Here is a 15,784-nt window from a genome sequence, read left to right as displayed (position 1 = left end):
GGAGATGAGGAGGGTTAGGGCCTAAAAATGACCCTAAAATTTCGTCCTTCCACCGGGGCACAATCTTGCGCTTGCGGGATGAACCGGATACATTGCTCTTACCGACCTCCGCTGCACCTGCACGCCGTTGCCCAAGGCTAGTCGCACAAGTACCGGCTGAGCCGAGTATTCCGCTTCGCTGCACACGCCGTTGCATTTCCTTAGAAATCAAGGGTCCCGACGAGCTTTGTGGAACTCGGGGCCGTTGCCCAAGTATGATCCCTGATCGGAACAGTGGATTTTACCACCCCCAGATCCCCGCTTAGTGACTGCGCTCCAACCGGGAAAAAAGGTCGGAGGAGAAAACCCTCGGTCCGTACGGTTGTTGTTTCCGCTTTACACTTCCCGTTATGCTTGCTAAACGAATTATTCCCTGTTTGGACATCAAGGACGGTCGTACCGTCAAGGGCGTCAACTTTGTCAACCTTCGCGACGCCGGGGATCCGGTGGAACTGGGGGCAAAATACAGTCAGGCCGGTGCGGACGAGCTGGTGTTCCTGGACATCACCGCGACCCACGAGCGCCGCCGGACCCTGGCCGAACTGGCGCGGGACATTGCGCGTCACCTGAACATACCCTTCACCATCGGTGGGGGCATTCGGGAACTGGCCGACGTGGACGTGCTGCTCAACGCCGGTGCGGATAAGGTGAGCATCAACTCGGCGGCGGTCCGTCGGCCGGAATTGATCGATGAGCTGGCCTACGCTTTTGGCAATCAATTCGTGGTGGTGGCCATTGACGCCAAGGAGGTGGACGGGGAATGGTACGTCCACCTGAACGGCGGCCGCATTCCTACGGAATACAAACTCTACGACTGGGCGAGGGAAGCGCAGGAGCGGGGTGCCGGAGAAATCCTGTTTACCAGTATGGACCACGACGGCACCAAGGCCGGCTTCGCTAACGATGCTCTGGCCAAAATGAGTGAGTTGCTGGATATCCCCGTCATCGCCAGCGGTGGTGCGGGAAACAAGGAGCATTTTGCCGAGGTGTTTACGGCCGGAAAGGCGGACGCCGGACTGGCGGCCAGTATCTTCCACTTCGGAGAAGTCGAAATCAAAGACCTCAAAGACTATCTGGCCGCACGCGACATTCCGGTACGGCCAGTAGCCTAATTATAGCGTGGGATATTTTTCTTCCCAAAATCTTCCAGGCTACCTTTGCGGCCCCTAACCAGAAATCATGAACGAATTATCTCCCGAACAACTCGCCTTTGACCAAGCCGCTAACGGCTTACTGCCCGCCATCGTGCAGGACGCTAAAACGCGTACCGTACTGATGCAGGGCTACATGAACCGCGAAGCGTTGGACGTGACCCTGCAAAAAGGATTGGTGACTTTCTTCAGCCGGAGTAAGCAGCGACTGTGGACCAAAGGGGAAAGCAGTGGTAATGTGCTCCAGCTCGTCAGCGTTCATCCCGATTGCGATCAGGATAGCCTGCTGATACTGGCGAACCCCGCCGGACCTACCTGCCATACCGGAGACGATACCTGCTGGGGCGAAGATAACCGGGGGGATTTCCTTGACCACCTGGAGCGGACCATCCAGCACCGTCGGGATAATCCCAGTGAGCAGAGCTACACCAGTAAACTACTCGCCCGGGGCATCAATAAGGTCGCCCAGAAGGTGGGGGAAGAAGCGGTGGAACTGGTCATCGAAGCCAAGGACGATAACCGGGACCTGTTCCTGGGGGAAGCTGCGGATTTAATGTACCACTATATCGTATTGCTGGCGGCAAAGGGCTATACCCTGGAAGACGTGCGGGAAGTGCTGCGGGGAAGGCATAAGTAGTTTGTTGGTCTGTTAGTTCGTTAGTCTTTTAGTCTGTTAGTCTGTTAGTCTTTTAGTCTGTTGGTCTTTTAGTTTGTTGGTCTTTTAGTTTGTTGGTTCGTTAGTCGGTTAGTTCATTGGGTGGTTGGGGTGCAACCAAGGATGGGGATGGAAACGTTGTTTGAGTACACATAAATCAATACGCCATGACGCTAGAAGAGCGCATCACTACGGATATGAAGACGGCCATGAAGGCCAAGGACAAAACCAGTCTGCGGGGCATCCGTGCCATTAAGAGTGCCCTACTCCTGCAGAAGACGGATGGATCCGGCACGGTGCTGGACGAGGCGGGGGAAATTGCCCTGTTGCAGAAACTGGTGAAGAGCCGTCAGGATAGCCTGGATATCTACACGAAGCAGAACCGGGAGGATCTGGCGCAGACGGAGCGGGAGGAGATCGAGGTGATCAGCCGCTACCTGCCCCAGCAACTCAGCGAGGAGGAGCTGGGGGCTTTGGTCGATGGCGTGATCGCCAAGACCGGTGCCAGTTCCATGCGGGATATGGGTAAAGTGATGGGGATGGCCAATAAGGAGGCCGCCGGCCGGGCCGATGGAAAAACCATCGCTGCCATGGTTAAGCAGAAACTGGGATAATCCCCCACAAACATCCATAACTTAGCCCCCTGCGAAATGAATTCGGAGGGGGCTTCTTTTTTTCTGCGGGGTGTTCGTGCGTTCATACTGATGGAATCTTGTACATTTAGTGCACTGCTAATCCACCGAGAGTATCACACGCATTATGGGAGAAGAAAAAGTAAACATTCCAACGGAAGCGGATCGCGCGAATTTTACCCGTAGTTTGTTGCAAGACGTTCAGGCGCTGGACCACATGCTGAAAAATGATTGGTTTGAAACCGACACCATTCGCATTGGCGCGGAGCAGGAGATGTGCCTGGTCGATAAGAAGACCCTGAAGCCCACGCCCAAAAATATGAATGTGCTCAAGCGGCTGAAGGATTACAACTGGGCCACCACCGAAATTGCCAGGTTTAACCTGGAGTGCAATCTCTCTCCGCAAGAATTCACCGGGAAGGCCCTGAGTATTATGGAAGCCGAGAACCGGGAACAGCTGAAACTGGTGGCGGCGGCGGCAAAAAGCAGTAGTGCCCAGGTGGTGCTTACCGGTATCCTGCCGACCCTGCGTAAGTTCGACCTCGACATCGTAAACCTAACCCCCAAGCCCCGTTACCTGGCCCTGATTGAAGCCATTACCGCCCAACTAAAGAATGACCGGGGCTTTGAGCTGCGCCTGCAGGGCATTGACGAGCTGTTCATCCGGCACGACAGTCCGCTGATGGAGGCCTGCAACACCAGTTATCAGGTGCACCTTCAGGTGACGCCGGACACTTTTGCCCCCCTGTATAACATCGCTCAGGCCATTGCGGCACCCATTCTGGCCATTTCGGCCAACAGTCCGCTGGTTTTCGGAAAGCGGTTGTGGCACGAAAGTCGGATCGCCCTCTTTCAGCAAGCGCTTGACGTGCGGGCCACCCAGGACCATATGCGGCAACCCGAGCCACGGGTCAGCTTCGGTACCAACTGGCTGGATGAGAGCATCATGGAAATTTACAAGGAAGACATTGCCCGATTCCGGGTACTGCTGGGTACGGCGGTGGAAGAAGACAGCATGGCCATGGTGGGCCAGCGGAAGGTGCCTAAACTCAAGGCCCTGCAAATCCATAACGGAACGGTCTACCGCTGGAACCGCCCCTGCTACGGCATCAGCAGCAACGGGATGCCTCACCTGCGGATCGAAAACCGGGTGTTGCCGGCCGGTCCGACCGTGCTTGACCAGATCTCCAACGCGGCCTTCTGGTTGGGTACCATGATGGGCATGGCCCACGAATACCGCGACGTTCGGGAGCACATGAGCTTTGCCGACGCCAAAGATAACTTCGTCAAGGCGGCTAAATTTGGCATCGACACCAACTTTACCTGGTTCAATAACCGCAAGGTGAGTTGCTGCGAACTCATTCTGGAGGAACTGTTGCCCCTGGCCAGAAGCGGACTGAAAAGCCGCGGCATCGACGCGGAAGACATTGACCGTTACCTCGGCGTCATTGAAGAACGCGCTACGGCCAAGCGAACTGGTGCCAGATGGTTATTGCAATCCTTTACCGAGCTTTCGAATGAGGTGAACCAGGACGAAAGCGTGACCATCATCACCTCGGCGATGATCCAGAACCAAATGTCGGCCAAACCCGTACATTCCTGGCCCCTGCCGAAGGCCGTTGATTTGAAAAATTACCGGCCGGTGGGCCTCCGGGTCGAGGAATTCATGGAGACCGACCTCTTTACCGTGTACGAAAACGACCTGCTGGAACTGGTGGGCGACGTCATGGATTGGCGCAAACTCCGCTACCTGCCCGTTGAAAATGACAAGGGGCATCTGGTGGGCCTCATCACCACCCGGAAATTGCTGCGCTACTACATCCGCAGAGACCGGGCCAATAGCCCGGAATCCAAGTACGTCTCCGTAAAGGATTTGATGATCAAGGATCCGAAAACGATCACTCCGCACACCACCATCAAGGAGGCCATGCACGTGATGCGCTCCAACAAAATCGGATGCCTTCCGGTCGTGAAGAACGATGAGCTGGTGGGGATCATCACGGAGATGGACTTCCTGCGGGTATCCGGCCGACTGATTGAGCGACTGAAATAGACGTACTTTAGCGGACCTCGATAACCCACTACCCAAAAGTCCGTGTCCGAAAAGAAAGCCTGGTACGCCCGTATTCCTTCGCCCCTCATCATGCTTTTCCTGATCGTGGTCGCCGTGGCGATCATGACCTATCTCCTACCCGCCGGCCACTACGAGAGGGTAGAGGTGAACGGCCGGATGCGCGTGGTGCCGGGAAGTTTTTCCGAGGTCCCCTCCACCCCCATCAGCTTTTTTAATTTATTCCGGGCCTTTCCGGAGGGGTACAAGGTGGCCACGCCGGTGATCTTCATTTGTCTGGCCAGTGCGCTGATGTTTTCCATCCTGGAAAAAACCCACACCATTGAAAATGCGGTGGGCCGCCTGGTGCATAAACTGGGCGACCGGCACGCCGAATGGCTGCTGGTGCTGCTGACCTTCGTGTACGGAATTCTGGGGATCATGGTGGGCTACGAGAACAATATCGCCACCATCCCCATTGCCGCCGTCGTGGTGCTGGCGCTGGGCGGAGACCTGGTACTGGCCGCCGGGGTGAGCGTGGGGGGCATGACCGTAGCCTTCGGCCTTTCGCCCATCAATCCCTACACCGTGGGCATCGGGCACGACATCGCCGAATTGCCGCTGTTCAGCGGCTGGTGGCTGCGGACCATCCTCTGCTTCGGGGCCCTGACCATCACGGCCCTGTATAATCTACGTTATTACCGACGACTTCAGGCCGACCCGGCATCCGGCATCGGGCGGGGCCTGGATCAGTCCGGCATGAAGCTCTCCAAACCGCTGGAGGAATATCGGCTGTCTGGCCGTAACTGGTGGCTGTTGGGGGTGTTTCTGGCGGGTTTGGGCTGGGTGCTCTACGGAGTGTTTACCTACCACTGGTTCATCAACGATATTTCGGCGGTGTTCCTCATCGTGATGGTCGTCTGTGCGCTGACCAGCGGCCTGACGGGCCGCGAGGTGACCGCCGCCGGGATGGGTGCCGTGGCCCAGATGGCGCCGGCTACCTTCATCATCGGTATGGCCGCCACGGTGAAGGTGCTCATGGAGCAGGGGCAAATTCAGGATACCATCAGCTTCGGCATGGCCGAAGCCCTCCGCGGACTACCGAGCTACGCGTCGGCCATCGGGATGTCCATCGGACAAAGCGGCCTGAACCTGCTCATTCCCTCCGGCAGCGGCCAGGCCCTGGCCACCCTTCCGGTGATGATCCCCCTCGGGGAAGCCCTCGGGCTCTCCCGGCAGATTTCCATCCTCGCCTTTCAGGTCGGAGACGGGGTAACCAACCTGTTCAACCCCTCCCTGGGTGGCCTCATTGCGATGCTGTCGCTCTGCCGGGTACCCTTCGACCGCTGGCTGCGCTTCGCGCTGCCCCTGACGGGCATCATCCTGGTCTGGGCCTGGCTGGGGCTGATGCTGGCCGTGGCGGTGGGGTATAGTTGAGGGGGAAGGATGGAATTAGTGAAGGATTGAAGGAATGAATGGCGGAGGGATTGAATGATGGAGGGATTGAATGGTCGAAGCAGGAAGTAGCGCTCCTCGGCGCTGTCGAGCAAAGCGAGCTGCGGCCAGCAGCGACGAGGAGCGGGTTTTACCGCAGCGTCAAGGCATGTGTGGGATGGCATAGGGTTATACCCCTTCCAGAAACTATGGCTTATTCTGTAATAATTAAGTCCAAATTCTCTAAGTCCTGTGCTTCTTGAAAATCATAATCACCTGAAAGTCGAAATCATCCACCCTAGGGGTAAATGCCTGGTGTCGCCTTTCCCCGAAAGGCGACCACTCCATCAAAGTAGGAAGGATTGTACAAGATCGATTGGCCACATTCTTTCGCGGAAGGTCCTTTAGTTATCCCAGGCTGATTCGGTTTCCTTTCGGGGAAAGGAAACACCACCTGCCTCCAATTATTTGATATTTCCTTAATTGGGAGTCAAGATCAGTCTGTAGTCTGTCAGACTACTGGCCACAAACCTAAAGGTGAAAAAAGATATTCGTGGGGCACAGATTACAAAGCATAGAACGGCCGTAACTCTACGCCATTGTAAGGGTTACAACTTTGCGCTAACCCACACATGCCTTGACGCTACGGATCACCCTTACGAACGAGCGCGATTACGACGAAATCGCTGGACAGATTTCCGGTCGCCCGCCCAGGCGTGACGCAGGAGCTGACTGGTCGGCCGACCTAATCTTCTCCACTGAATCGATGCATCGGATGCCCCCTCGCTGCGCTCGGGAGGCATCCGATGAACGCATTTTTCTGGAAACAAAGGGTCCTTTTCTTACCCCAACTTTCTACCGCCCGATTATCTTTCCTCAGCCTCGCCAAAATAATTGGACAGCATGACTGAAATATTCAATCCTTCAATCATTCTCTCCTTAATCATTGCACCTGCGCCCCGCGCCCAAAAAGGAAATCATTGCTCCTGAGTCCTAAACTACATGGCGGCCTTCAGATGCTGTTGTCCCTCCTTTGGGTGTGGCAATATGTTCAGTTATGGTACTTCTATAACTACACTGACATGATCTACGTTTTCATGTACCCGGACTGGGCACTCTACCTGCTCGTTTCAGTGGGCATTCTCGGGTTTTGGGTTGGCCTGCGTGTCTTCTTGGGAAAGGAAGGTATTAGGGCCGGGTATCTACGCATCCTCGGATTACTGGTATTTGGATTAATCGCCGACGTGATTTCAGTTTGGTGAGGAGCTTCCAACCTAACTTGAAGAACGAGAGGAACCGGAGGTTGAAACGGTCGTCGGCCGAAATGCGAGGCACGAGTGGGGGGGAGTCTGCCGCCCGGGTTAGGAAATTGAAGGGAAGAGTCAGAGTACTGGAGCTCTTCGTAGCCGTCGAACACCGCGAACTGCTCCGAATCCCTGTACATGAACGGTTAATTACCAGTTCATTTCAGTAGCGATGGCTTTAGCCGTTGACTCAATCTTTTTGCCGAATAGATTCGGCGCTACGGAATCATCAGAGTCCTTTACGAAAACCTCAATTCCGGTCGGCCGACCAGTCAGCTCCTGCGTCACGCCTGGGCGGACGACCTAATCCTCAGCCTCCCTAATCCTCTCCACTGAATCGATGCATCGGATGACCCCTCGCTGCGCTCGGGAGGCATCCGATGAACGTATTTTTCTGGAAACAAAGGGTCCTTTTCTTACCCCAATTTTCCACCATCCGATTATTTTTCCTCAGCCTCAGTCACAGCCCTTTATCCTGGATTCTACCCGACGACCGGCTTGCGGGAGCAAGCCTTTTCCTGACCGAAATATTCAATCCTTCAATCATTCTCTCCTTCCGTCCTTAATCATTGCACCCGCACGTCGTTGCATTTTCTTAAAAATCAACGATCCCGACGAGCTGAACGGAACTCGGGGCCGCTGCATTCTTTTAATAATTAGCGATCCCGACGAGGGTTACGAAACTCGGGGCCGTTGCCCCGCTACAGCTCAATCACCTTCCGCCGTAGCTCGAAGTTTTTGCCCAGGTATACTTTTCGGACCATCTCGTCGGCGGCGAGTTCTTCGGCGGTGCCCGCCTTGAGGATGTTGCCCTCGAACATCAGGTAGGCCCGGTCGGTGATGGAGAGGGTTTCCTGTACGTTGTGGTCCGTGATCAGGATGCCGATGTTCTTGGTTTTGAGTTTGGCCACAATGTACTGGATGTCCTCCACCGCAATGGGGTCGATGCCCGCGAAGGGTTCGTCGAGCAGGATGAATTTGGGGTCCGTGGCGAGGGCCCGGGCGATTTCCGTCCGCCGGCGTTCCCCGCCGGAGAGGGTGTCGCCGTGACTTTTGCGCACCTTGTGCAGGCTGAATTCATCGATGAGGCTTTCGAGCTTATCTCGCTGTTCGGCTTTGGAGAGGTCGGTCATTTCGAGCACCGCGGAGATGTTATCCTCGACGCTCAATTTGCGGAATACGGAAGCTTCCTGGGGCAGGTAGCCGATGCCGAGCTGCGCCCGTTTGTACATCGGCAGTTGGGTGATGTCTTCGTTGTCCAGAAAAACCTGTCCTTCGTTGGGCTTGATGAAGCCTACCGTCATGTAGAAGGTGGTGGTTTTTCCGGCCCCGTTGGGGCCGAGCAGTCCGACGATCTCTCCCCGGTCTACGTGCAGGGAGACGCCCTTGACTACCGTTCGACTACCGTATTTTTTGATGAGCTCTTCGCTGCGGAGGCGCATGGTGGATGGTTTATTCTTGGAAAGGAAGCATCGTGACAACGATCTCCCGGGGGGTATTGTCCCGGATGACCGTCACCTTTAACTGATCCCCAACTTTTGCCAGACCGATAATCTCGGTCATTTCGGGTAAATCATTGACCTGACGGTCGTCTACTTTAACGACCAGGTCGCCGACCTGTAGTCCGGCGGCTTCGGCGGAGCCGCCCGCAAAGATAGCATCGATCAGTACGCCCTGCGTCTGGTTTTTGAGGCGCATCCGGCGAATGTCGGCCGGAGTGAGGGTGGAAATTTCCACGCCGAGGTAGGCCCGGCGGTAGGCGCCAAATTCGATGATGTCGTCGGCGATCCGTTGCACGAGGTTCACCGGAATGGCGAAGCTGTAGCCCTGGAAGCGTCCGGTCTGGGAAGCGATGGCGGTATTGATACCGACGAGTTTTCCCTCGGCGGTCACCAGCGGGCCGCCGGAATTACCGGGGTTGACGGCCGCATCCGTTTGCAGGAAACTTTCGATGGCGTCCAGGTCGGGTAGCAGACTCAGGTTGCGCCCCTTGGCGCTGATGATGCCCGCCGTTACCGTGCTGGTCAGGCCGAGGGGGTTGCCGACGGCCAGTACCCAGGCCCCGGGTTCAACGGCGTCGCTGTCCGCCAGGGGTAAATAGGGGAAGTTGTCTCCTTCAATCTTGAGGACGGCCAGGTCGGATTTGGGGTCTTCGCCGATCAGGCTGGCGGGGTACCGCCGCCGGTCGGTGGTGGTCACGGTGATCTGGTTGGCCCCGGCAACGACGTGGTAATTGGTCACGATGTACCCGTTGGAGGTGTAAATGACGCCGGAGCCTTCCCCGCCGGAGAGGTCCGCATCCCGCCGTTGGCGACCGAAGAGGGCCTTGACCGTTTCCCGACCGTCACCGTCCGCCCGGGCCGTAATGTGGACGACGGTTTTGGTGGCCAGACGGGCGGCGGAGCGCAGGTCCACGGGTTCCGGGTAATGCCGGAGCTGTCCCGCTCCGGGAGCCAGGTTAACCAGTTTTGGGCGGGGAGCATCGTCCGGCAGGAGGCCGATGGCCCCGCCGAGCCGCTGCTCCAGCAGCAGGACGGTGGCTCCGGCGGCCAGCAGGCCACCGAGCAGGGCCGCAAGCAGTAAGCGATAAAATGGCTGCATAGACATTATAATAAGGATGCGGTCGGGCGAACTTCCGTTGTGCGGAAGCAACCAGCAACCGCTGCAACATATGAACAACGTGACAATCGTAACGGGGTTGTATCCGGATGGCAGGAGGGATAATGAGGTTCCGGTCCGGCGCAGAAGAAAGCACCCCATTCCCGGGCTACCTTACCGCGAACCATCCGTTCGCTTTCGTCCCCATTAGCCACCGTAATAATGACCTCGATTGCGGCCCGGTGACGGTATTTTGCACAACTAACGTAATTTTGTCAGCGTTTACCACCCGGCAAGCGGCAGCAGCGGCTGCCGATCCCGTACGTTATCCTGATCACTGATTCCCTGATATACCGGAGCATTGACCCCCCAAGACTTACACGACATTCTGCAACCGGAGACTCCCCTGGAAGCCGCTTTCCTGGAGGATGAGGAATTTTGTCGTGGGCTGGTGTGGGGATTGCCCCGCTACGGGCATCCGGAGGGAACGATCTGGCGGCACATCCTGGAGGTCAACGAAAACATTGACCGCATGGACATTTCCTGCGACGAGCGCCGCCACCTCCGGATCGTAAGCTGGGTGCACGACACCTTTAAGCACATTGAAGACAAGGGCAACCCCCGGGACTGGACCAAGCACCACGCCGTCTACGCCCGGAAATTTCTGGAACGCTACCTGGACGATGAGTGGCTACTCAACCTCGTGGAACTACACGACGAAGCCTATTACTGTTGGCGACTGGCGCATTTGTACGACCGGCCGCAGGAAAGCGCGGAACGGCTGAACGAGCTGCGCCGGCGGATGGGGGACTACTGGCAGCTGTACTACCTCTTCTTTAAGTGCGATACCTGCACGGGAGACAAAAACCCGGCTCCCCTCAACTGGTTCGAAAAAACGATGACCGACATTGAGATTGTGGAGATTGCCGACCGCCAGTCCTGGTGCAATTGATATCTTTACGGCATGGCTATCAGCCTCCAGAAAACGCTGCTCATCCTCACGCTGGCCTACGCCGGGTTCGTGCTTTTTGCCCACCTGGACGATCATCAGCTGGAAATCTATGACGAGGCGCGCCGGGGCGTAAACGCCCTGGAAATGGCGCGGGGAGAAAGCCACCTGCTGGTGCCGACCTACGCCGGCGAACCCGACCACTGGGGCACCAAGCCCCCCCTCCTGGTCTGGTGCCAGGCCTTCTGGATAAAAATTCTGGGACCGGGCGAATTGCCGGTTCGCCTGCCCGCCGCGCTGGCTACACTGAGTTTGTGTGTACTCATGATCTGGTGGACCGCCCGCGACTGGGGCAGCCCCTACATCGGTGCCCTGGCTTCGCTGGTGCTGCTCAGTAACTGGCAGTTCATGGGTAACCACGGTGCCCGGTCCGGCGACTTCGACGCCCTGCTGCTGCTCTTCCTGTTTTTACAGGTTATGGGTAGCTACCGCTGGATCAAAACCAACGACCTCCGCTGGCTGGGCGTGGCGGCCCTGGGCGTGTTGCTGGCGGGGTGGACCAAGGGCGTCGCCGGGGGCTTCGTCTTGCCCGCCATCGGACTATGGATGCTCCTCCTGCCGGAAGGGCGCCAGCAGCTCCTGCGGCCGTGGGTCTACCTGGGCTTTGGCCTGGCCATCCTCGGGGTGCTGTCCTACTACTTCATGCGAAATAACATTGACCAGGGTTACTTCGAACTGGTGCGGGGCAACGAACTCGGGGGGCGTTTCTCAGAGGCGACGGAGGGGCACCAACAACCGTGGTATTTTTATTTTCAGAGCTTACTGTTTGATCGGGCTGCGGGTCATCTGTATCCATTGCTTCTTCCCGCCATCGCAATCGGGTTATTCACCAAAAAATTGCGAGAGGTGACTTTGTTGTCCGCTTTGGCGGGTGTAGTTTCCCTTCTGGTGGTGTCGGTAGCTGCCACCAAACTATACTGGTACCAGGGGCCAACCTTACCCTTCTTCAGTCTTTTGGTCGGGATGTTGCTTTTTGAAGTTGCTCAGATGATTCGCCGGCATTTTAAAGGAGCATCCGGACGAGTGGTGACAGTAACTTTTCTGGCGGGATTCCTGATTTTTCCAATGGTACTGATCATTGATCGGGTACTGGACCCTCGGGAACACGTTGAAACCCCCTTGCGAAAAGCTCCCTTCAGAGATTTCATCCGAGACCCAATGGTTGAGCCGCCCTTTACGATATCCATCAGGAACTACAACCCCAACGCCCGCTTCTACGCGGAGACCGCCGGGAATGAAATCGCCATTAAATCCATCAAAAGTCTGAGTCCGCCGGTAGTCGCTACTACCCGGGAAGCAGGTGTGTTTAAGGTGGATGAAAGGGTAGTTATTTGTTCTTCAGAAACCTGGGAATACCTTTTTGACCGCTTTGAAGTGAAGGAGATTTACCAATCGGGAGCCTGCAAGCTGGTCAAACTAACGAAGGCCCGTGAGGCCGCGTTAAATTAGAATCGGTCTAAATAAAATCCTGAGCTTTATCTATCCTTATCTTCCTTGGGTTGATTATTTAATTTCCGTAATTTTGCGGCATTATTCTGAGACCACATCCTGACGGCTGTGAACCTCAGTACGTTTTTCGACCTTTAGAAGGTCAACCTCAATGTTGATAACGCAAGCCCGCGTATGAAATCTTTCCAAAGACCGGCAGGCCTCCTGTCCTTGCTGATGCTGGCCGCCATTACGCTTCAATCACAAGCTGACGTCGGTGGTAGCAACCTGGTGTTCTACGGTATCACTGCTCTTGCCCTTTTGATCTTTTTCTTCATGATTGTCAGCGTAGCGGACAACTTCATGGTGATTGAGTCAAAGGCTAAAGGCATCGATACGGATGAAACCAACATGGGACTTTTCCCCCGTCTCAGCGATTTGTTTTCCGCCAAAAAGGCCGACTACCTGGAGAACGAGCACGTCGTTACCCTGAAGAAGGGCTACGACATCCCCCTGGAAGGCGAGCCCGCCGGATCCGTGGATGACACGCTCAACGTGACGCGCTTTGCGGTGAACCCACCCGACTACTACGGCCTCATGCCCATCCCCAAGATGGAAGTAGAGGTTGGTGATGCGGTGAAGGCCGGAGACGTCATCTTCTTCGACAAGAAACTGAACCGCATCAAGTTTGCGGCTCCCGTGAGTGGCGAGGTCATTGCGATCAACCGCGGCCTCAAGCGCTCCATCGCCGAGGTGGTTATCCTGGCCGACAAGGAGCAGACCAGTCGCAAGTACGACCTGCCCGCCGCCGACGCCAGCCGCGCGGACCTGGTCGACTTCCTCCTGGACAGCGGCGCCTGGCCGGTATTCCGTCAGCGTCCCTACAACGTGGTGGCCGATCCCGACGTTGTACCCCGCGATATTTTCGTCTCTACCTTCAGCACGGCGCCCCTGGCCGCCGACCTGAAGCTGTCCATCGCCGGCCGCGAGGAAGAATTCCAGACCGGTATCGACGTTCTGAACCGCCTGACGGACGGTCTGGTGTACCTCGGCCTTGACGGCCGTGAGCCCGCCCCCACGGCCTTCTCCGCCGTGGCCAACGCCGAAAAGCGCTACTTCCGTGGCGCCCACCCCGCCGGGAACGTCGGCGTACAGATTCACCACATTCACCCCGCCGGACCCGGTGAAAACACGGTCTGGACCGTGGACGTCAACGGTGTCCTCCTCCTGGGGGAACTCTTCAAGAACGGTCGGTACTCCACCGAGCGGGTGATCGCCCTCAGCGGCGCGCCCCTCAGCCAGCCCCGCCACGTGCGCACCCACGCCGGTGCCAACCTGGGGGAACTGCTGCAGGACGACAGCCTGACGGACAACGTTCGCATCCTGAGCGGGGACGTCCTCACCGGCACCCAGAAGGGTAGTGAAGGCTTCCTGGAATTCTACCGGAGCCAGGTGACGGTGCTGGAAGAAGGCAACGAAGCCGAAATTTTCGGCTGGCTCCTGCCCCTGAAGCCCCGGGCTTCCATCTCTCCCACCATCCCGACCCTGAGCAAGTTCGAGGCCACGACCAATACCCACGGGGAGAAGCGTGCCTTCGTGGTCAACAACGACTACGAGCAGGTGATGCCCATGGACATTTACACCCAGCAGCTGATGAAGTCCATCATGGTCAACGACTTTGAAAGCATGGAGGGACTCGGTATCTACGAACTGGTAGAAGAGGACGTAGCGCTGGCGGAATTCGCCTGCGTGTCCAAGCAACCGCTTCAGCAAATCCTCCGCGAGGGACTTAACACCATGCGCGAGCAGGGGTAAACTATCTAAAGAACCAGCTTCCGCTTCCCGGAAGCTTCAGCTAGAATAGCAATATGAAAGCACTACACGATTTCGTCAAAAAGTTCGAACCGGACCACAGCAACAAGCTGGCCCACACGACCTACGACGCTTTCTACACCTTCCTCTTCCAACCCGATACGGTAACCAAAGGAGGTGTGCACATCACGGACGGGATGGACCTCAAGCGGCTCATGGTACACGTTGTACTGGCGCTGCAGCTCCTCTACGTTTTCGGCACCTGGAACATCGGCCACCAGCACTTTGTCGCGCTGGGGCAGTACAACGGTTTTCTGGAAGGCTTTCACCTCAAGATCATCTACGGTCTGATTCAGATCCTGCCCATCTTCGTGGTTACCCACGTCGTTGGTCTGGGCATTGAATTCATCTACGCGGCCCGCAAGGGCCACTCGGTCGAGGAAGGCTTCCTCGTTTCCGGTGCCCTGATCCCCCTGATCATGCCCCCCGATATTCCCCTGGTCTGGCTGGCGGTAAGCATCATCTTTGCCGTAGTCCTGGGTAAGGAAGCCTTCGGTGGAACGGGGATGAACATCTGGAACGTCGCCCTGCTGGCGCGGGTCTTCATCTTCTTCGCTTACCCGACCACCATCTCCGGTGACGAGGTATGGGTAGCGGGAATCGTGAAGGAAGGAACGGAATTCTACGGTGCTACCTACGGTTGGGCCCACGGCTTCTTTGACTGGATCTTCTCCGGCCTCGGCTGGAGCACCTTCGGGGAAGGCGGCATGGCCGTTGCCGACGGATGGACGGGCGCCACGCCCCTCGGCCTGGCGGCCAAGGGCGGCTGGGACGCCGTCACCCAGTACTACACCGAGAGCCAGATTTTCTGGGGTAACATCCCCGGTTCCATCGGCGAATCCAGCGCTCCCCTGATCATCATCGGGATGATCTTCCTGATGGTCACCCGCATTGCCGACTACCGCGTCATCGTGGGTGGACTCATCGGCTTCATGGTCGGCGCCCTGATGCTGAACGCCATCGCGCCGCCGGTACTGACGGACGACACTCCCGGAATTTTCCAGTTCATGGCCATCCACCCGTTGCGGCAGATGATCATGGGTAGCTTCCTGTTTGCGATCACCTTCATGGCCACCGACCCGGTTTCCAGCGCCGATACGCCGACCGGAAAGTGGATCTACGGTTTCCTGATCGCCTTCATCGGAATCATTATCCGGGTGCTTAACCCGGCTTACCCCGAGGGCTGGATGCTTTCCATCCTGCTCATGAACACTTTCGCTCCGCTGATCGACCACTACGTCTACCAGGCCAACGTCAAGCGGCGCGTAAAGCGCACGGCCGCCATGGCCAAGCAGCGCGACGAGCTGATCACGAAGCGGATCGAAAACCCCGAAATCGTTAGTCCCTCCAACGTATAAAAGGGAATTGTCCGCCAGCGGTCGGCCAAACGTGGCCCGACAATGGACACTTTCCCGCGCTTTCTTGTTTTATAAGGCCACGATTCTACGAACCCATTAAAGTTCATCGGGATCAAGGCAATCAAGAGCATGCGACGGCGCGCAGGTGCCAGGTTAACAAGGAATGAATGATTGAATGTCTGAAGGATGGAATGACTGAATAATTCGATCCTTCAATAATTCGCTCCTTCAATCCATAATCACTGCACCCGCGC

11 protein-coding genes are annotated in these 15,784 nt (G+C 56.8%); 9 read left to right on the top strand and 2 right to left on the bottom strand.

The features are described 5' to 3' along the window. Nucleotides 1-389 precede the first annotated feature (389 nt). The 5 genes from hisF to E1J53_RS06360 all read left to right on the top strand — a co-directional run bounded on the left by hisF (nucleotide 390) and on the right by E1J53_RS06360 (nucleotide 5,964). On the top strand, nucleotides 390-1,151 hold the full coding sequence (gene hisF, locus E1J53_RS06380; protein ID WP_134271054.1) for an imidazole glycerol phosphate synthase subunit HisF: 762 nt from the start codon (nucleotides 390-392) through the stop codon (nucleotides 1,149-1,151). Between the two features lie 67 nt (nucleotides 1,152-1,218). Then, complete coding sequence (gene hisIE, locus E1J53_RS06375) at nucleotides 1,219-1,827, top strand: bifunctional phosphoribosyl-AMP cyclohydrolase/phosphoribosyl-ATP diphosphatase HisIE (RefSeq protein WP_134271056.1); 609 nt, start codon at nucleotides 1,219-1,221, stop codon at nucleotides 1,825-1,827. A gap of 185 nt (nucleotides 1,828-2,012) precedes the next feature. Further along, the gene (locus tag E1J53_RS06370) at nucleotides 2,013-2,459 is read left to right on the top strand and encodes a GatB/YqeY domain-containing protein (RefSeq protein WP_134271057.1); all 447 of its coding nucleotides are present in this window, start codon (nucleotides 2,013-2,015) and stop codon (nucleotides 2,457-2,459) included. A 205-nt stretch (nucleotides 2,460-2,664) separates the two neighbouring features. Continuing rightward, entirely contained in the window at nucleotides 2,665-4,530 is a 1,866-nt protein-coding gene (locus E1J53_RS06365) for a CBS domain-containing protein (RefSeq protein WP_253930894.1), read from the top strand. 42 nt (nucleotides 4,531-4,572) lie between these two features. Then, a complete protein-coding gene (locus E1J53_RS06360; RefSeq protein ID WP_368671733.1) occupies nucleotides 4,573-5,964 on the top strand; it encodes a YfcC family protein in 1,392 nt (463 codons plus the stop codon). A 2,002-nt stretch (nucleotides 5,965-7,966) separates the two neighbouring features. Here E1J53_RS06360 and lptB read toward each other — a convergent pair. Next, nucleotides 7,967-8,707, bottom strand: a complete 741-nt coding sequence (gene lptB / locus E1J53_RS06355; RefSeq protein WP_134271060.1) for an LPS export ABC transporter ATP-binding protein — start codon at nucleotides 8,705-8,707, stop codon at nucleotides 7,967-7,969. 10 nt (nucleotides 8,708-8,717) lie between these two features. Then, nucleotides 8,718-9,866 (bottom strand): S1C family serine protease, encoded by a 1,149-nt coding sequence (locus E1J53_RS06350; protein WP_134271061.1) that lies wholly within the window; start codon nucleotides 9,864-9,866, stop codon nucleotides 8,718-8,720. A gap of 358 nt (nucleotides 9,867-10,224) precedes the next feature. Between E1J53_RS06350 and E1J53_RS06345 the strand changes: the two genes are divergently transcribed. From E1J53_RS06345 to E1J53_RS06330, 4 genes are all read left to right on the top strand, one after another. Beyond that, a complete protein-coding gene (locus E1J53_RS06345) occupies nucleotides 10,225-10,815 on the top strand; it encodes a hypothetical protein (protein ID WP_134271062.1) in 591 nt (196 codons plus the stop codon). A gap of 12 nt (nucleotides 10,816-10,827) precedes the next feature. Beyond that, nucleotides 10,828-12,321, top strand: coding sequence for a glycosyltransferase family 39 protein (locus E1J53_RS06340; protein ID WP_134271063.1), 1,494 nt, complete (start codon nucleotides 10,828-10,830; stop codon nucleotides 12,319-12,321). 174 nt (nucleotides 12,322-12,495) lie between these two features. Next, nucleotides 12,496-14,115: a Na(+)-translocating NADH-quinone reductase subunit A gene (locus E1J53_RS06335; protein WP_134271065.1), complete on the top strand. Its 1,620-nt coding sequence runs from the start codon at nucleotides 12,496-12,498 to the stop codon at nucleotides 14,113-14,115. A gap of 53 nt (nucleotides 14,116-14,168) precedes the next feature. Then, on the top strand, nucleotides 14,169-15,530 hold the full coding sequence (locus E1J53_RS06330) for an NADH:ubiquinone reductase (Na(+)-transporting) subunit B (RefSeq protein ID WP_134271067.1): 1,362 nt from the start codon (nucleotides 14,169-14,171) through the stop codon (nucleotides 15,528-15,530). Nucleotides 15,531-15,784 lie beyond the last annotated feature (254 nt).

Origin of the sequence: Lewinella sp. W8 (genome assembly GCF_004375085.3) — a bacterium.
Lineage (GTDB): Bacteria > Bacteroidota > Bacteroidia > Chitinophagales > Saprospiraceae > Neolewinella.
Note: the sequence above shows the minus strand (reverse complement) of the source record. Positions and strands in the feature narration are given on the sequence as shown.

Coding starts and splice junctions, on each gene's coding strand:
- hisF (WP_134271054.1), top strand. CDS start 390: ATGCTTGCTAAACGAATTATTCCCTGTTTGGACATCAAGGACGGTCGT.
- hisIE (WP_134271056.1), top strand. CDS start 1,219: ATGAACGAATTATCTCCCGAACAACTCGCCTTTGACCAAGCCGCTAAC.
- E1J53_RS06370 (WP_134271057.1), top strand. CDS start 2,013: ATGACGCTAGAAGAGCGCATCACTACGGATATGAAGACGGCCATGAAG.
- lptB (WP_134271060.1), bottom strand. CDS start 8,707: ATGCGCCTCCGCAGCGAAGAGCTCATCAAAAAATACGGTAGTCGAACG.
- E1J53_RS06350 (WP_134271061.1), bottom strand. CDS start 9,866: ATGCAGCCATTTTATCGCTTACTGCTTGCGGCCCTGCTCGGTGGCCTG.
- E1J53_RS06340 (WP_134271063.1), top strand. CDS start 10,828: ATGGCTATCAGCCTCCAGAAAACGCTGCTCATCCTCACGCTGGCCTAC.
- E1J53_RS06335 (WP_134271065.1), top strand. CDS start 12,496: ATGAAATCTTTCCAAAGACCGGCAGGCCTCCTGTCCTTGCTGATGCTG.
- E1J53_RS06330 (WP_134271067.1), top strand. CDS start 14,169: ATGAAAGCACTACACGATTTCGTCAAAAAGTTCGAACCGGACCACAGC.